This is a genomic window from Amycolatopsis sp. NPDC049252 (assembly GCF_043197175.1).
Classification (GTDB): Bacteria; Actinomycetota; Actinomycetes; order Mycobacteriales; family Pseudonocardiaceae; genus Amycolatopsis.
This window is the reverse complement of record NZ_JBICSQ010000130.1, coordinates 1-15,801: the sequence shown is the minus strand read 5'-3', so window position 1 is coordinate 15,801 and position 15,801 is coordinate 1. Positions and strand designations below refer to the sequence as shown.

The 15,801-nt window shown below is 73.2% G+C and carries 15 protein-coding genes and 1 pseudogene; 8 read left to right on the top strand and 8 right to left on the bottom strand.

Translation table 11 applies throughout. The annotated features are described in order from the left end of the window. Nucleotides 1–92 precede the first annotated feature (92 nt). Genes ACGFMK_RS46650 through ACGFMK_RS46640 form a run of 3 tightly spaced genes read right to left on the bottom strand, consistent with a single transcriptional unit; the run spans nt 93 to nt 3,670 of the window. Nucleotides 93–1,004: an alpha/beta hydrolase fold domain-containing protein gene (locus tag ACGFMK_RS46650; RefSeq protein WP_392777757.1), complete on the bottom strand. Its 912-nt coding sequence runs from the start codon at nt 1,002–1,004 to the stop codon at nt 93–95. A 5-nt stretch (nt 1,005–1,009) separates the two neighbouring features. Next, entirely contained in the window at nt 1,010–2,818 is a 1,809-nt protein-coding gene (locus ACGFMK_RS46645; protein WP_392777755.1) for a glycoside hydrolase family 3 protein, read from the bottom strand. A 60-nt stretch (nt 2,819–2,878) separates the two neighbouring features. After that, nucleotides 2,879–3,670, bottom strand: a complete 792-nt coding sequence (locus ACGFMK_RS46640; protein WP_392777752.1) for an IclR family transcriptional regulator — start codon at nt 3,668–3,670, stop codon at nt 2,879–2,881. Between the two features lie 105 nt (nt 3,671–3,775). On the opposite strand from ACGFMK_RS46640, the gene ACGFMK_RS46635 reads away from it, so the two are divergent. From ACGFMK_RS46635 to ACGFMK_RS46625, 3 genes are read left to right on the top strand one after another with little or no spacing between them, the layout of a single operon-like run. Continuing rightward, nucleotides 3,776–5,056 (top strand): MFS transporter, encoded by a 1,281-nt coding sequence (locus ACGFMK_RS46635; protein ID WP_392777749.1) that lies wholly within the window; start codon nt 3,776–3,778, stop codon nt 5,054–5,056. Next, nucleotides 5,056–5,514 (top strand): DUF3237 family protein, encoded by a 459-nt coding sequence (locus ACGFMK_RS46630; protein WP_392777746.1) that lies wholly within the window; start codon nt 5,056–5,058, stop codon nt 5,512–5,514. Before ACGFMK_RS46635 ends, ACGFMK_RS46630 begins: the two co-directional genes overlap by 1 nt. Continuing rightward, nucleotides 5,511–8,096 carry a family 78 glycoside hydrolase catalytic domain gene (locus ACGFMK_RS46625; protein WP_392777743.1) on the top strand — a complete coding sequence of 862 codons (2,586 nt, stop codon included), beginning with the start codon at nt 5,511–5,513 and terminating at the stop codon, nt 8,094–8,096. The genes ACGFMK_RS46630 and ACGFMK_RS46625 overlap by 4 nt, the downstream gene beginning before the upstream one ends. On the opposite strand, the gene ACGFMK_RS46620 is transcribed toward ACGFMK_RS46625, so the two are convergent. Continuing rightward, a complete protein-coding gene (locus tag ACGFMK_RS46620) occupies nt 8,083–8,487 on the bottom strand; it encodes a hypothetical protein (RefSeq protein WP_392777741.1) in 405 nt (134 codons plus the stop codon). The genes ACGFMK_RS46625 and ACGFMK_RS46620 overlap by 14 nt on opposite strands. 179 nt (nt 8,488–8,666) lie before the next feature. Between ACGFMK_RS46620 and ACGFMK_RS46615 the strand changes: the two genes are divergently transcribed. Next, nucleotides 8,667–9,992 carry a DUF5919 domain-containing protein gene (locus ACGFMK_RS46615; protein WP_392777738.1) on the top strand — a complete coding sequence of 442 codons (1,326 nt, stop codon included), beginning with the start codon at nt 8,667–8,669 and terminating at the stop codon, nt 9,990–9,992. On the opposite strand, the gene ACGFMK_RS46610 is transcribed toward ACGFMK_RS46615, so the two are convergent. Then, complete coding sequence (locus ACGFMK_RS46610; RefSeq protein WP_392777734.1) at nt 9,989–10,600, bottom strand: DUF3159 domain-containing protein; 612 nt, start codon at nt 10,598–10,600, stop codon at nt 9,989–9,991. The two genes, ACGFMK_RS46615 and ACGFMK_RS46610, sit on opposite strands and share 4 nt — an antisense overlap. A gap of 64 nt (nt 10,601–10,664) precedes the next feature. Here ACGFMK_RS46610 and ACGFMK_RS46605 point away from each other — a divergent pair, with 64 nt between their 5' ends. From ACGFMK_RS46605 to ACGFMK_RS46595, 3 genes are read left to right on the top strand one after another with little or no spacing between them, the layout of a single operon-like run. Beyond that, nucleotides 10,665–11,126 (top strand): MarR family winged helix-turn-helix transcriptional regulator, encoded by a 462-nt coding sequence (locus tag ACGFMK_RS46605; protein WP_392777732.1) that lies wholly within the window; start codon nt 10,665–10,667, stop codon nt 11,124–11,126. Nucleotides 11,127–11,177: 51 nt separating this feature from the next. After that, nucleotides 11,178–12,356, top strand: a complete 1,179-nt coding sequence (locus ACGFMK_RS46600; RefSeq protein WP_392777729.1) for an FAD-dependent oxidoreductase — start codon at nt 11,178–11,180, stop codon at nt 12,354–12,356. A 9-nt stretch (nt 12,357–12,365) separates the two neighbouring features. Beyond that, nucleotides 12,366–12,659 carry an antibiotic biosynthesis monooxygenase family protein gene (locus ACGFMK_RS46595; protein WP_392777727.1) on the top strand — a complete coding sequence of 98 codons (294 nt, stop codon included), beginning with the start codon at nt 12,366–12,368 and terminating at the stop codon, nt 12,657–12,659. 457 nt (nt 12,660–13,116) lie between these two features. Here ACGFMK_RS46595 and ACGFMK_RS46590 read toward each other — a convergent pair whose 3' ends face one another. Together ACGFMK_RS46590 and ACGFMK_RS46585 are read right to left on the bottom strand one after the other, a co-directional pair. Further along, on the bottom strand, nt 13,117–13,923 hold the full coding sequence (locus ACGFMK_RS46590; RefSeq protein ID WP_392777724.1) for an SAM-dependent methyltransferase: 807 nt from the start codon (nt 13,921–13,923) through the stop codon (nt 13,117–13,119). 249 nt (nt 13,924–14,172) lie between these two features. Then, nucleotides 14,173–14,643 carry a MarR family winged helix-turn-helix transcriptional regulator gene (locus tag ACGFMK_RS46585; RefSeq protein WP_392777721.1) on the bottom strand — a complete coding sequence of 157 codons (471 nt, stop codon included), beginning with the start codon at nt 14,641–14,643 and terminating at the stop codon, nt 14,173–14,175. 68 nt (nt 14,644–14,711) lie between these two features. Here ACGFMK_RS46585 and ACGFMK_RS46580 point away from each other — a divergent pair, with 68 nt between their 5' ends. Beyond that, complete coding sequence (locus ACGFMK_RS46580; protein ID WP_392777718.1) at nt 14,712–15,251, top strand: hypothetical protein; 540 nt, start codon at nt 14,712–14,714, stop codon at nt 15,249–15,251. A gap of 21 nt (nt 15,252–15,272) precedes the next feature. Here ACGFMK_RS46580 and ACGFMK_RS46575 read toward each other — a convergent pair. After that, a pseudogene (locus tag ACGFMK_RS46575) lies at nt 15,273–15,801 on the bottom strand (hypothetical protein); the annotation flags it as partial.

Below are 15,801 nucleotides of genomic sequence, written 5' to 3'. Positions count from 1 at the left end.
GCCGCGTGGTTCGTCCGTGAAGGCCTCCTTACCGGCTCTTATGGCCGGTAAGGAGGCCTTCACGGCTTTCGACGTGCTGGCGGGGTGCTGGGCTACTCGAGCGTTCCCGCGATGAGCCGCAGGGCGCGGTCCACCGGCTCGATCGCCGAGGGCAGGCCCAGGAAGCCGTGCAGCATCGAGCGGATCTGGACGTGGTGCACGTCCACCCCGGCGGCCGCCAGGGCTCCCGCGAACCGCTCGCCCGAGGGACGCAGGTCGTCGTACTCCGCGGTGAGCAGCAGCGTCGGGCACAGGTCCGCCAGCACGGCCAGGCCCGGCATCGCGTAGCCGTCCGCGCTGCTCACCGGGCCGCCGAGGTAGGCCTCCGTGATCGAGCGGACCTCGTCCGGCGGGAAGTGCAGCAGCGGCGGCACCTCGGTCATGAGCCGGGTCAGGGACGCCGATGGCGGCGGGAGTTCCGGGTGCAGCACCGGGTACACCAGGGCCAGCGCCGCGGGCTGCCGGCCGTCGGTGTCGCGCAGGCGCAGGGCCGCGCCCGCCGCGAGGTTGCCGCCCGCGCTGGCGCCGCCCAGCACGATCCGGGGCGGCGCGAGGGTGTCACGGACCCAGCGGACCGCGGCGACGACGTCGTCGTGCGGCACCGGGTACGGGACGGCGAGCCGGTAGTCGACGCTCACCACCGTCGCGCCCGCGCGGCCGGCGATCTCGCGCGCCACCCAGTCCGCCTCCGGCATGTCGAGGTCGCCCATCTTGAACGCGCCGCCGTGCAGCCAGACCAGGCACGGCCGCCCTTCGCCGGGCGCGTAGACGCGGACCGGGACTGGACCGTGCGGGCCGGGCACCTTCTCGTCGCGGGTCTCGACGACCGGCGGCGGGCCACCTGCCGACGGCGTCATGAACTCGACCATCCGGTCACGGAACGCGGGGTCGGTCACCAGCGCCTCGAAGGAGGGAACGCCGTCGAGCAGCGGGAGCTTCTCGGCGACGGCGGGGTGGATCGGCATGCGGCTCAGCCTTTCTGCGGGTGTCCGAGGGGGAAGAGCGGGTCGGCCGTCCCGCCGGGCAGGTCTTCGGGGTGCGCCTCGACGGCGGCCATCGAGCGGGGCAGTTCGAACGGTAACCGGCCTTCCGCTCGCGCGCGGCCGAACACGACGTCCAGCACGGCTTCGTCGGAGGCCCCGAAGTCGGCGACCAGCGCGGCCGCGGACTCGGCGACCTCCGGCAGGACGGCGGGGCGCTCGAGGAAGACGTCCACGACGGTCGGCACCGTGGCGGCGAGCCCGGTCAGGTGGTCGAGCCGGTCGGGAGGCAGGTCGAGACGGCCCTGGTGGAAGAACGCCTCGGGCAGCTGCCGCGCGGGCTCGTAAGGGGTCTCGATGCGCACCAGCGCCGCGTCGGCCGCGGCCGGAGTGTCCACAAGGGACGCGTATCGGACCGCGACCGCCGGTTGGACGCCTTCGACGTAGAGCCGGATGCCCTCGGCGAGCGGCAGGATTCCGGCGTCGAGCAGGACCATCGATCGCCGCTGAGCCGCCGCGCCCGCAGCCGTGAAGTCCGCGCGGCCGACCGTGCCTACCGCGTTTTCCGCACACACGTACGGGTTCTCGAACAGTCCCAAGTGGACCATCAGCGTCAGCACCCGGCCCGCGGACTCGTCGAGACGCGCTTCGGGCACCCGGCCCGCCGAAACCAGGCCCGTGATCACCTCGGGGCACCACTCGCCGCCGAACTGGTCGACCCCGGCGTCCAGCAGGAGCAGGGCGCGCTCCGCCCGGTCCAGGTGCTCGACACCCCAGGCCCGCGCGGGCCACACCGTCCCGTCGGCCAGCACGCTGTCGGTCAGCAGCCCGAAGTCCGTGCACACCAGGCCGTCGAAGCCCTCGTCGCGGCGCAGCTGCCCGGCCACCACCTCGGGGTCGAACGCGAACCCGACCTCACGCAGCCCCGGCACGCCCACCGGACGGCCGTAGTACGGCATCACCGCCGCGGCCCCGGCCCGCAACGCCGGGCGGAACCGGTCGCGGTGCAGCTCGTACCGCCCGGCCGGGTAGACCTGGTCCGGCCCGGAGGCGAAGTGCGCGTCGAGCCCGCCCGCCTGCGGTCCCGCGCCCGGCCAGTGCTTGACCATCGCGGCCACCGAACCCGGGCCGAGCGCCGGCCCCTGCAGGCCTTCGACGTAGGCCGCGGCCAGGCGCGCGACGACGTCCGGGTCGGCGCCGAAGGTGCCGGAGATCCGGGCCCAGCGCGGCTCGCTGGCCAGGTCGGCCATCGGGTGCAGCGCGAGCCGGATGCCGACGGCCGTGTACTCCGCCCGCACGGTACGAGCGAACTCGCGCACCAGCTCCTCGTCGTCCAGCGCGCCGAACCCGAGCGGCTCGGGCCAGCGCGAACACCCGCCGGAGGCCACCGACGTCAGCGGGTTCTCGGTGGCCGAGTGCCGCGGGTCCGACGACAGCAGCACCGGGATCCCCAGCCGGCTGTGCGCCGCGAGGTCCTGGACCCGGTTGTGCCAGCGGGCCAGTGGCCCGGCGGCGACCGGGGCCATCAGGCTCAGGCAGCGCAGGTGCCCGTCGCGCAGCACGGACGTCGTGGGCGCCGTCGGCAGCAGCCCGGCGGGGGCGTCGACCAGCCCGCCGTCCGGTGCCACCGACACCGGCGCGTGGCACAGCAACCCGGCCTTCTCCGCCACCGTCATCCGGGAAAGCAGGTCCCGCACCCGTTCTTCGGCCGGGCGGCGCGGGTCTTCGTAGGGGGCCATCACCCCGTCGCCGTCGAGATCGCGGAAGGCGACGCCGTTGTCGTCGAGCACAGGGAGCATGGCGCCGAGGATGGCCGCAGGCGGTCGCGCACACCTACGTCCGTGCCATTGAATGGCAGGTCAGGCCGGCGTGCGGGCCGCTCCCAGCTCGCGGGAGATGCCCCGCGCGGTGGTCTGCACCGCCAGGCCGAGGCGGCGCGGCTGGGCGACGCGCTTCGGGACGAGGACACCCACCACACCCAGCACGGCCTCGTCGCGGCCGAACACGGGCGCGGCGACGGAGACGATCGATTCGTGCTCGTCCTCCCGCCGGAAGATCGCCAGCCGCTCGCGCCGGACGTCGGCCAGCGTGCGGCGCAGCACGTCCGCCGGGATCAGGCGGTTGTCCGGCTCGCTGTAGACCGGCTTGGAGAGCAGCTCCTCCTGCACCTCTTTCGGCGCGAAGGCCAGCAGCGCGAGCCCGACACCCGTGGAGTGCAAGGGAAGCCGCCCGCCGATCCGGTAGTCGACCGGCGCGGCCTGGTGCGCCGAGAGCCGTTCGACGAGCATCGCCTGCATCCCGTCGCGCACCGCCAGCTGGACGTGCTGGTGGGTCACCTCGGCGAGGTCGTGCATGAACGGCAGCGCCACCTGCCGCAGGCCGTGACCGCGCGGCGCGAGTGTCGCGACCTCCAAGAGCCGGAGCCCGACGCAGAACCGCCCGGCGTCGTCCCGCTCCAGCGCACCCCAGTCCACGAGCCGGTTCGCCAGGCGCAGCGCCGAGCTCGGCGGGATTTCGGCCCGCCTGCTCAGCTCCGCCAGCGTCAGGCTCCGATGCTCCGCGTCGAACGTCGCCAGCAGGGAAAGCGCCCGGTCGACCACCGGTTCGCCGTGGGCCGGACGGCGGCCCCGCACCCGCGCGGAATCGGTCATATCGCCATCAGCGTTCCATTGATTGGCATCTCCCTCACGGTACACCGCACCCGGCGCTCATCCTTCCCGCAGGTCAGCCGACCGAGACGCGAAAGGTGCCCGACGATGAGTACTTCTTTCCGCCAAGAATCCACGTCCGCCACCGGAACGGCGTTTCCCGGGCCCCGGCGCGGGTTCCTCTTCTTCTTCGCCTTCGCCGCGGTCGGCGCGGGCATGGCCGTCCTGGTCCCGGCCGTGCTGACCCTGTCCGTCAAGGCGACGCTGCTCGACCCGGCCGGCGCCACGACGATGGTGTCGATCGTGACCAGCGTCAGCGCTCTCTGTTCCCTCGTGGCCTTCCCGGTGTTCGGCAGGCTGAGCGACCGGACCACGAGCCGGTTCGGCCGGCGCCGGCCGTTCCTCGTGCTCGGTGCCGTCCTGTTCACCCTCGGCGCGATCGGCTTCCAGCTGGCGGCCACGACGTTCGCGCTCACCGTCGCGGCGAGCTGCACGACGGTCGGCGCGAGCGCGGCCACCGTCGCGTTCACCTCGGTCATCCCGGACCAGGTGGCCCCGGACCGGCGCGGCCCGGCGTCCGCGGTGGTCGGGCTGAGCCTCCCGGTCGGCGCGGTCGTCGGTCTGTTCGTCGCGCAGCTGGTCGCCCCGAACCTGCCCGCGATGATCCTGCTGCCGGCCGGGCTCGCCGTCCTCGGCACGCTCCTGCTCGCCGTCACGATGCGGGACCGGCGCCTGTCGCCGGCGGACCGGCCCGCGTTCGCGTGGCGCGACCTGCCCCGCACGTTCTGGGTGAACCCGGTGCGCCACCCCAACTTCGGCTACGCCTGGCTCAGCCGGCTGCTGATCTTCTTCGGGGTCGCCGCGATCCAGGCGTACCAGGCCTTCTACCTGATGAACGTCTTCCACATCCCGCCGGCCGGCATCGCGAACGCCGTCTTCCTGTCCACGCTGGTGCTCACCGGCGCGGCCCTGCTGTTCGCGCCCCTGGCCGGCAAGGTCTCCGACGGCGTCGGGCGCCGCAAGCCGTTCGTCGTCACCGCCGCCGTGATCTTCGGCGGCGGGCTGCTGCTCGCCACCTTCACCGGCACCTACCCGATGTTCCTCGTCGCGATGGGCGTCATCGGCCTCGGCCAGGGTGTCTACTTCGCCGTCGACATCGCCCTCATCACCCAGGTGCTGCCCAACCCCGACGACACGGCCAAGGACCTCGGGCTGATGAACCTGGCCGGCAACCTGCCGCCGTCGATCGTGCCGGCGCTGGCGCCCGCGATCCTCGCCATCGGCGCGACGGCCGCCGTGCCGCAGAACTTCCCCGCGCTGTTCATCGCCGGCGCGATCGCCGGGCTGCTCGGCGCGGTGCTGATCCTGCCCATCCGGAAGGTCCGCTAGTGCCGCTGTTCGAACTGCCCGCACTCGAATACGTCAGCAGCGCGGTCGTCGAGCTCGGCGACCCCCTGGACCTCGGCGAAACGCTCGAGGGACACCGCCGGGTCGTCCCCGTCACGGGCGGAAGGTTCGACGGCCCGGGCCTGGCCGGGCCGATCCGGCCGGTCGGCGCGGACTGGCAGCGGATCCTGCCCGACGGGACCACGCTGGTCGAGGCGCGCTACCTCGTCGACACCGGCGAGGGGCTCGTCTCGATCACCTCCACCGGCGTCCGCACCGGGCCGCCCGAAGTGCTGGCCGCGCTCGCCCGCGGTGAGCACGTCGACCGAACCCGGTACGAATTCCGGCTCACGGTAACGGTTTCCGGTGCGGTCGAACGACGGCTGTCCGCCGCTGTCCTGGTGGCGTCGGCGGAACGCACGCCGGACACCGTGCGCTACGACCTCTACCGGCTGACGTGAGCACCGTGCCCACCCGGCTGCGGCTCGGCCACCTCACGCCGGGCCGCCCGTCGGGGCCACGGCCTCGCCTCTCGTGGTGGCTGCCCGACGGCGCGGCCGTGCAGCACGCGTACGAAGTGCGGCTGTCCGGCCCGGACTGGACGTCGGGCCGGTGCGAGAGTGCTCAGTCGGTGCTCGTCGGGCTGCCGGAGCGCCCGGCTACGTCGTGGCAGGTCCGGGTGTGGACCGATCTCGGGGAGAGTGGCTGGTCGGAGCCCGCGCCGTGGACCGTCGTCACGCTGCCCACGACGTCGGCGATGTGGGTCGAGCCGCACGAGCCGGTCGTCGCGCCACCGGGCACGCGCCCGGCCTACCAGCTGCGTCACGAGTTCACGCTCGCGAAGCCGGTCGTGACCGCGACGGCGTGGGCGACCGCGCACGGGATCCTCGAACTGTTCGTCAACGGCACCCGCGTCGGCGACCTCGAACTGACGCCGGGGTTCACCGCCTACCGCAAGCGGCTCCAGGTCGAGCCTTTCGACGTCGGTGCGCTGTTGCGTCCCGGCGTGAACTCCGTCGAGTTCCTGGTGTCCGACGGCTGGTTCCGCGGCCGCCACGGTTTCGAACGCGCCGCGGACGGCTTCGGCGACCGCGTCGCCGCGTGGCTGGTCCTGGAGGTCGACGGCACCACCACGGTCACCACCGGCCCGGGCTGGTGGTCACGGCCGAGCCGGATCACCGCGGACCTCATGGACGGCCAGGCGACCGACTTCCGGCTGCCCGCACCGGGTTCCGCGGGCCTGGACGCGCCCGGCTGGCACCCGGCACGCGCGCGCGACGGCGGCCCGGAACGGCTCGTGCTCACCGAAGCACCGCCGGTGCGGCGGATCGGGGAACTCCCGCCGGTCTCGGTCAGCCGGCTCGGCGAGAGCGTGGTCGTGGACTTCGGCCAGAACGTCAACGGTTGGGTCCGGCTGAGCGACCTCGGCCCGGCCGGCACCCGGCTCACGCTGACCCACGGCGAACACCTCGGCCCGGACGGCCGGGTCACCACCGACCACCTGCGGGCGTTCGACTTCGCCACCAAGCAGCTCTTGCCCGCCGGGCAGGTGGACACGGTGGTGTCGACGGGCCCCGGCGTGTTCGAGCCGCGCCACACCACCCACGGCTTCCGCTTTGTCCAGGTCGACGGGCTGCCGGGCCCGCTCGCGGCGTCGGACATCACCGCCGTGGTCGTGCACACGGATCTCCCCGAGACCGGCTGGTTCCGGTGCGGCGACGCCCGTCTCGAAGCCCTGCACCGCGCCGCGGTGCAGAGCCTGCGCGGCAACGCCTGCGACGTCCCGACCGACTGCCCGCAGCGGGAACGCTCCGGGTTCACCGGCGACTGGCAGGTGTACGTCGCCACCGCCGCCCTGACCCACGACGTCGCCGGGTTCTCCGCGAAGTGGCTCGGTGACCTGGCCGCCGATCAATGGCCCGACGGCCGCGTCCCCACGATCACGCCCGACCCCGCGGGTGACGGCCCGTCCGGGAACCCGTTCACCGACGCGATGGCGGGATCCGCGGGCTGGGGTGACGCGGCGGTTCTGGTGCCTTGGGAGCTCTGGCGCGCCTACGGCGACCGGGAGCTCCTCGCCCGGCAGTACCCGTCGATGGTCCGCTGGGTCGAGTACGCGGCGGCGGCCGCGCGCGAAGGGCGGCACCCGGACCGCGCGGGGAGACCGATGCCGCACGAGGAGTTCCTGTGGGACACCGGCGGGCACTTCGGCGAATGGCTCGAGCCCGGCGTCCCGCCGAACCCCGATCCCGCGGCCGACCACGGCATCGTCGCCACGGCCTACCTGGCCCGCTCCGCGCGGGTGCTCGGCCGGATCGCCGGAATCCTCGGTCACGCCCCGGACGCCGTCCGGTTCGGGCGGCTCGCGGACCGCGTCCGGCAGGCGTGGCAACGTGAGTACCTCGGCACGCTCGGCGAGTCCACGCAGGGCAACCACGTCCGGGCGCTCGCGTTCGAGCTGGTGCCCTCGCACCTGCGCGACGCCGTGGCCGCCCGGCTCGCCTCGCTGGTCGCCGACGCCGGTGACCACGTCGGCACGGGCTTCCTCAGCACCGGCCTGCTGCTGCCCACCCTCGCCGACCACGGCTACCTCGACGTGGCCTACCGGGTGCTGTTCTCGACGGGAATCCCGTCGTGGCTGGAAATGCTCGACCGCGGCGCGACGACGTTCTGGGAACGCTGGGACGCGGTCGACGGTGGCGAGGCCCGGGGTTCGCTCAACCACTACAGCAAGGGTGCCGCGATCTCGTTCCTGTACACGCACGTCGCGGGCGTCCGGCTGCCCGAGGACCCCGGCCCCGGCGAGGCCGGGTACCGCCGGTTCATCGTCGAGCCCCGCCCGGGCGGCGGCCTGGACCGCGCCGAAGCGGAGCACCTCAGCCCCTACGGCCCGATCCGCAGCTCATGGCAGCGCGACGGCCACCAGCTGCGGCTCACCGTCGATGTGCCGCCCGGCACCCGTGCCGAGATCCGGCTTCCCGGCGGGACCACGACCGAAGGACCGGGACGGCACACGTTCACCGCGCCGATCACTCCACAGTAGACGGACGCGACCGCCAGGACCACGCGGCCAGCACCGACGCCAGCACCACCAGCGCGACCCCGAACGGCACGTGCAGTGCCCGGTTCCCCATCCCGCCGAGCATCGCCTGCACGACCGTCATCACGACCAGGGCCCCGCTGGCCCACACGGGCCACGCGGGACCTCGCTCCCGACGCCACAGCACCGCGGCGACGACCAGCTCGGCCACCGCGAACACCGACACCGGGATCGCCCCGGCGCCGTGCAGGGTGCGGGCCGACGCCACCCCCTCCAGCAGCTGCCCCGCGGTGGCCGCCTGCAGCAGCACCAGCAGCACCTCCCCGGTCGCGGCGGCCCGCATCGCCCACGTCCAGCCCGCCTTCGTCCGTTCGCCGAGCACTGTCCCCGTCATGTGCGCCACCTTCGATCCGACACGGATTCGTTGACGCGCACAGTGTCCCGGGCCGGGCGCACCACCGTCGCCGGTCGAGAGGCGGCTTCGCGCGTACGTCGAGCGCCGTACGCGCGGAATCGGCTACGCGCCCTGCCGTACGGATAGGCTGGCCGGGGACCGGGGAGGACGGGTGCTTCGTGACTGACGAGCGCGGACGGATCAGGCGGTCCCTGACCCGTCTGATCAACGACGACAACCTGGACCTCTACCTGCTGGGCGTGGTGGCCCTGGCGTTCACCGTGCTCGGGGCGACCGGCATCTCCGACGTGAAGACACTGTCGTCCGTGGTCCTCGCACTGCTGGCGCTGCTCGCCTTTTCCCAGATTCGGTCACGACGGCTGACGGAGCAGATCCGGCGCTCGCACCAGGCCGACCCGACCGCCCTGTTCAAGACCCGGTTCCCGGCCGACCTCATCACCCGGCGGGCCGACGCGTTCGACGTCCTGCTCATCGGCCATTCGATGACCCGGACCGTCCAGGGCATGCGCAGCGACATGCTCGCCATCCTCGAAACCGGCGGCCGCATCCGCGTGCTCGTCCTCGACCCGACCGATGACGTGCTCATCGAAACCGCTGATCGGCGCATTTCGCAGACCCTCGCGCCCGGCCGGCTCCGGCAACGGATCATGACCACGCTGGACGACCTGACGACCCTGCGGGGCAAGACGAGCGGCCGGCTGGAGGTGCGCGTCTCCTCCCGGATCTCGTCCGCGGGTTTCAACTGCCTCGACGCGTCCGGCCCGCGCGGGATGGTGTGCGTCCAGCACTACGAGTACCACCCGGCCGGCGAGGCGGCGCCGGTGTTCGTCCTCGAACCCGAGCACACTCCCTGGTACCAGCACTTCGCCGCGGAGGCGGAGCGACTGTGGGAGGCCGGCACACCCTGGCCGCTGTCGCCCGCACAGCAGCTCGCCCGCGCCAGCCGCCCGGTCTTCAGCGAAAGTTTCGGCCCCGAGCTGGAGCGGGCGATCGACGGCGCCGGCGACCTGTTCCTCACCGGCATGGCCCGCAACACCTTCGTCAACAGCCACTACGCCCGGCTGGAAAAGCTCCTCAAGCGCGGGGCCGAGATCCGGTTCGTCCTCATCGACCCCGAGTCGGCGGCGATCGACGCGGCCGCGGCGCGCTACTACGCGGAGCGGTCACCCGCCAGTGCCCGGGAACGCGTGCGCCACACCCTGCGACTGCTGGCCGAGCTCAAGACGGCGACGGACGGCGACCTGACCGTCCGGCTCGTCCCGCACCCGATCGCCGTCGGCGTCATCGCCACGGACAACCACCCGGACCGCACCGGCCCGTTGTCCGCCGTCTTCGCCGAGTACTACACCTACCAGGCGCCCGGGGAACCGAAGTTCGTCCTTCAGCCCGGTGCACCCGGTTACCAGACCTTCCTCGACGAAGCCGAAGCGTTGTGGAACAACGCCATACCCCATGAACTGTCCAGAAGCGTGGCCACGGACTAGTCGCGCCGGGCGCGCCGGACGCAGGCGATCGTCACCGCCACGATGACGGCGAACACCGGACCCGTCGCGATGTGCACCGCCCCGAGGACCAGGGGCTGGTTGCCCCGGTAGTAGACGACCTGGAGCGCGCCGTTGACGACGTTGACCGCCGCGCAGGTGAGCGTCGAGACGGTGTGGATCCGCCGGAGCCGGGGCACCGACCGCCACTCCGCGGGGCCGCCGGCGACCCGGTTGAGGAGGAGGCCGGTCAGCGGGCGTCCGATGAGGACGGTCGTCACGCAGACGGCGATGACCGCGAACGGGATCAGCGCGGGGATGAGGAAGAACCCGCGTGCCTCGCCGGTGACGGCGGCCACCACCGCGCACGCGGCGACCAGCAGGAGGCCCAGCACGGCCTGGCGCACCGGCTGACGTCGGTAGAGCCGCCAGCCGAACGCGGCGAACGCGGTGACTGCGGCGGTCACGAGGCCGGCGGTGAGACCACTGACGGCGTTGGCGGCCAAGAAGGCCACCGTCGGCGCGGCGGTCACGACGACGGTCTCCCAGCGGTTCTTGCGCGGCGGGGCCGCGGGTTCGGACGGGACGCGGACTTCCGGGTTCGTGTTCACACCCGAGAACGTCTCACATGAAACTTTCTTGCGCAAGGTTGTATTGACTGATACGTTCTCGGTCATGACGATGCGGCTGGGCACGGCGAGAGCGACGGACGGACCGGGTGACGAATCCCCGTTCGCCCTCGGCCTGCTGCTGCGGCGCGCCCACGACCGCGTCGCCGCGGAGCTGCTGGGCGTCCTGCGGCCGCTGGGGCTGGAGTTCCGGCACTTCATCGTGCTCGTCGCGCTCCACTCCGGCGGTCCGATGAGCCAGCGGGCGCTCGTCGGCGCCGTCGGCAGCGACAAGGCCACGATGGTCCGCGTCGTCGACGACCTCGAACGCGCCGGGCTCGTCACCCGCGATCCGCACCCCGGCGACCGGCGGGTGCACACGATCACCCCGACGCCCGCCGGGACGGCCGTGTTCGACACCGCTCACCGCCGCGCCGAGCCCGTCGCCGCGCACCTGCGCGAAGGCCTCGGCGACGTGCAGCTCCTGCTCGACCTGCTCACCCGGCTCGCCTTTCCCGGCGAAGCCTGATCCACCGGCCCTGATCCACCGCTCTTGATCCACCGACGAGGGAGAACCTTCATGCGAGTCGTCATCGCCGGCGCCGGGCTCGGCGGCCTGTGCCTGGCCCACGGACTGCGCCGCAGCGGCGTGGACGTCGTCGTGCTCGAACGCCACCCGACCCCGGACGCCCGGCCCGCCAGCTACGGCATCCACCTCGACGCCGACGGCCTGCGCGCCCTGCACACCTGTCTCCCCGAGGAGAACTGGGCCCAGCTGGTCGAGACGTCGGCCCCGGCGCCGGACATCGTCCGCTTCCACGACCAGGACCTGCGGGTGCTCGCCGAACGCGACCACACCGGCACCCCGGCCAACACCGATCCCGTCACGCGCCGGCGGGCGGTGCACCGCGACGCGCTGCGTGACGCCCTGCTCCTCGGCTGCGACGGGGTGATCCGCTGGGGCACCGCGTTCGACCGCTTCGAGTACACCGGCGACGGCGTCCGCGTGCACAGCGCCGACGGCCGCGCGATCGAGGCGGACCTGCTCGTCGGAGCCGACGGCGCGAACTCCCGCGTCCGCGAGCAGCGGCTGCCCGATCTCCGGCGCGAAGACCTGGGCATCGTCAACGTCGCCGGCCGCGTCCGGCTCACCCCCGAGCTCGCGAGCGCCCTGCCGGCGACGCTCGTCGACGGCGCCGTCACCAACGTCGTACCCGCCCGGCCCGGCTGGATGTTCCTGTCCACCTGGGACGCCGGCGCCGAGGCGCGGTACGTGGTGTGGGCGTGGGCCGCGGACCGCTCGACCTACCCGGACGACCTCGGCACCACCGACCTGCTCGAGCTGGTCCAGGACCGGACCGCGACCTGGGCGCCCCCGCTCCGGCGGATCATCGCCGAGACCGACCCCGCGACCGTCGCGGCGATCCCGCTCAAGACGATGCCGGAGCTGCCGCACTGGGCGCCCACGGCCGTCACCCTGCTGGGCGACGCGATCCACTCCATGACCCCGATGGCCGGGATCGGCGCCAACACGGCGCTGCGCGACGCCGGCACGTTGTGCCGTCACCTGTCCGGCGACGGCGTGCGGGGCTACGAAGACGAAATGCGGGTCTACGCCAACGCGGCACTGGCCCTGTCCACTCGCAACGCCCGCGGCGCGGCGACGACGTCCCGGCTGCCGCGGCACGCCTTCCGGACGGTGCTGCGCCTCGCCGAAGCGCTGCCGCCGGTCAAGCAGCGTATGTTCCCGGTGCGCTGAGCCGTGGTCGTGGTGATCTCGACCTTCACCGTCCCGCCCGGACGGCAGCAGGAACTCCTGGACCTGTTGCACGCCAACGCGGAGGAGGTGCTGCGCCACCAGCCCGGCTTCATCACGGCAGATCTGCTGGCCACCTCCGACGGCACCACGGTGGTCAACCACGCCCGCTGGACCGACGCGGCGGCCGTCCGCGCGATGACGGCCGATCCGGCGGTGCGAGCGCGGATGGCGCCCGCGTGGGCGATCGCCCGGCCGGTGGTGCAGCAGTTCGCGGTGTCGTCGAGCCACGTAGCAGCGGAGTGAGCGGTGCCGGGAAAGGTTCCCCGGCACCGCCCTCTCACGCGGCGGCTGCGACCGCCGCCACCCCGAACTCGCCCAGGCATCGCGACCAGTCGCGCAGCAGGTCACGACATCCAGCCACACCAGCGGAGGGCGCGGTGCCGGGAAAGGTTCCCCGGCACCGCCCTCTCAGCGCGGCAGCACCGCGACCGCGGCCACCCAAAACAGCAGGCCCAGCATGGCGAACGCCTTCACCACGGACAGGGTGCTGCCGAGCGGTGGGCGAGGTACCGGGCCTCGATCGGGAGGTACCTGCGGACGTCGGCGGTCTCGGCGACCAGGACCTTCACCTTCACCACGTCGGCCGGCCCGGCGCCGCACGCGCCGCACGCCGCCTGCCCTCGAAACCGTCCAGCCGCAGGCCGCCCGGGCTCATGCCGACCTGGACCGAGGCGGGTGACGAACTTCGGTGCGCTCATGATCACTTTTCCTGTCCGCGGAAGACGGCCCGGCCGAGCCAGGCCCGCGCCGTGCCACCGGCCGCCGGGTCGTAGGCCGGGTGGATCCGCCGCCCGTGGTCCGCGGCGACGTCCGCGAGGTCACGCACGTCGGGTTCCCAGCCGTGGCGGGTCAGCCACCGCACCGGATCGACCGGCCCGGACTGCCACAGCCGGGCGAGGTCGGGGCCGATCGCCGCCCGCAGCGCGGCGCTGGTCTCGACGTGGTCGAACGCGAGCGTGCTGCCTGCCGCGCTGAGCCCGGTGATCGTCGCCAGCAGGCCGTCCGCGGCGCTTTCGTCCAGCGCGTAAAGCAGGCCCTCCGTCAGCCACGCCGTGGGCCGGTCGGGCCGGAACCCGTTCTCCCGCAACGCCACCGCCCAGTCCGCACGCAGGTCGGCGACAACGGGGCGCCGGACGCACCGGGCCGTCAGCGAGGCCGCGGCGGTGTCCTTGAACCGCAGCACCGGGGCTTGGTCGATCTCGAAGACCTCGGTGCCGGCCGGCCAATCGAGCCGCCACGGACGTCCGTCCATTCCGGACGCGACGAGCACCACCTGCCGAGCCCCGCCGGACAGCAGCGCGTCGTCCAGGAACCGTGTCCGCACGGCGACCTGCGGTCCCATCAGCGCGGCGAAGTCCGGCTTCTCTCCGGTGATCCCGGCGGCGTCCAGGAACAGCCGCGCGCACGGATCGGCGAAGAGCCGGTCCGGGCGGCGATCCTCGGCCGCGCGCAGCAGCGCCACCTCGAACGCGGTCCGCCCGATCGCGTCGATCCCGTCCAGGTCCATACGCCTCCTCTCGACGAAGTCATGTGGTTGCGTTCACGACGGTATCATGTGATACGTTCTCTCGCGAAGGATTCACCGAGTGATGCATCAACGAGGAGATCGCGCCCGTTCGGGCGATCTACTGTCGAACAAGGTCCACAATGGATTCAACCCGAGGTATCCGCGCCGGAAACCGTTACGACGCAAGCCATGTCACGGGCGACGACGGCCGCGACCCCTCAGGCACGGTCTCGCCGTGGCGTGACCGGCTTACGCCTCGTCCTCGGGCGGATAGGTGAACCTGGTCAGCAGGTCCATCAGCTTCGCCGGCTCGCCGGCCCGCAGGTGCGAGACCAGCTCTTCGGCCGGGGCGAGCGCGTCCTCGTGCGCGGCGTCGAAGGCCTTCACCCCGGCCGGGGTGATCTCGACCTCGCGCACCCGCCGGTCCCCCGGCACGGCGTTGCGGACCGCGAACCCCTTCGCCTCCAGGTCGTCGACGACCCGCATGATCCCGGCCTTGTCCGAACCGGTCGCCTCGACCAGGTCCCGCTGCGTCGTCGGCCCGCGGTCGGCGAGAATGATCAACACGGCGAAGTGCCGCAGCTCCAACCCGTGCGGGCGCATGGCGGCGGCCATCGCCCCCGCCGCGCGGGCGTGTGCCCGGCGCAGCAGCAGCCCCAGCGCGAACGGGGAGACGTCCCCCGGGCGGTCGGTGGCGCGGGGCCTGGGCTTACCGGTCATGCGAGCACCCTACCCCAAAGGGCGTCGAGTGATACGGTTTCATTCGATACGGAACGGTGGTGGTCAGGGTGATCGGCTTCGGAGTGGCACCGCGCGCGGACGAGGTCGCCGCCACCGTGCCCGGCGACGACCTCGTCCCCCGCCCGGACGTCGTGATGGACCGTGGGTTCACCCTGGACGCGCCGCCCGAGCGGGTCTGGCCCTGGTTCGTCCAGCTCGGCAAGAACCGCGCCGGCTGGTACCTGCCCACGGGGATCGAGGCGCTCCTCCCCCGGCGCCGGCGCGCCCTGCGCCGGCTCGACCCCGCCCTGCAGCACCTGAGCCCGGGCGACGTGATCGACGACTGGGGCGGCCGCGACGCGACCTTCGAGATCGTCACCCACGACCCGCCGCACACCCTGGTCCACCGCTCCACCCGCGGCCGCCTGGAGATCAGCTGGGCGATCCGCCTCACGGACGACGGCGACGGCACCACCCGGGTCCACCTCAGGTTCCGGCTCAGCGGCGCGCGCCGCCCCCGGCTGGCCGAGTACGGCGGCGGGCTTGTCGACCTGCTGACCGTGGCCGGGCTCGCCGCCGGTCTGCGCGACCGGCTGCGCCCGGCCTGACCCCGGGCGTCGGTACGTCCGTCACGGGTTTCCGGTGGCCGTCTTGACTTCGTCGCGCCTGACTGGCGACTTTCTGCGAGCCCACCAGACAATCAAGACGACCACCAGCAGCCCGGCGAGGCCTGCCCACCACCACCCCGACGTTCCGGCCACGGCCGTTTCCGGGTGCTGGGCGAAGCCGAGCCCGCCGTCGCGCTGGTACTGCGATCCCGGCTGTTTGTCGGCGTACCGGTCGTGGACCTGGCGCTGGTAGTCCGGCAGCGGCACGAACGCGCCGACCGGCGTCTGCGGCAGGCTGGCCCGCAGCAGCCGGACGCCGTCGGCGCTCAACGCGTACCAGCCGTTGATCTGCGGCTCGTCCAGCAGGACGGCACCGGCCGGCAGCCGGGTGGCGAGCCGGGTCTCGTCGTCCCCGGAGAGGACGCTGCCGACCTGCCACCCCGCCTGCGCGTCCGGGGCCGCCTGGATGGTGGCGGTGCGGCCGTCCTGGGCGCGCGCGACGACCGCGACGTATTCGAGGACCGCCACCCGGCCGCCGCCCTCGCCGCGC

Excerpts from the sequence above, each read along its gene's own strand:
- ACGFMK_RS46590 (WP_392777724.1), bottom strand. The coding sequence starts at position 13,923 with ATGGACCTGGACGGGATCGACGCGATCGGGCGGACCGCGTTCGAGGTG.
- ACGFMK_RS46600 (WP_392777729.1), top strand. The coding sequence starts at position 11,178 with ATGCGAGTCGTCATCGCCGGCGCCGGGCTCGGCGGCCTGTGCCTGGCC.
- ACGFMK_RS46640 (WP_392777752.1), bottom strand. The coding sequence starts at position 3,670 with ATGACCGATTCCGCGCGGGTGCGGGGCCGCCGTCCGGCCCACGGCGAA.
- ACGFMK_RS46635 (WP_392777749.1), top strand. The coding sequence starts at position 3,776 with ATGAGTACTTCTTTCCGCCAAGAATCCACGTCCGCCACCGGAACGGCG.
- ACGFMK_RS46620 (WP_392777741.1), bottom strand. The coding sequence starts at position 8,487 with ATGACGGGGACAGTGCTCGGCGAACGGACGAAGGCGGGCTGGACGTGG.
- ACGFMK_RS46605 (WP_392777732.1), top strand. The coding sequence starts at position 10,665 with ATGACGATGCGGCTGGGCACGGCGAGAGCGACGGACGGACCGGGTGAC.
- ACGFMK_RS46650 (WP_392777757.1), bottom strand. The coding sequence starts at position 1,004 with ATGCCGATCCACCCCGCCGTCGCCGAGAAGCTCCCGCTGCTCGACGGC.
- ACGFMK_RS46585 (WP_392777721.1), bottom strand. The coding sequence starts at position 14,643 with ATGACCGGTAAGCCCAGGCCCCGCGCCACCGACCGCCCGGGGGACGTC.
- ACGFMK_RS46645 (WP_392777755.1), bottom strand. The coding sequence starts at position 2,818 with ATGCTCCCTGTGCTCGACGACAACGGCGTCGCCTTCCGCGATCTCGAC.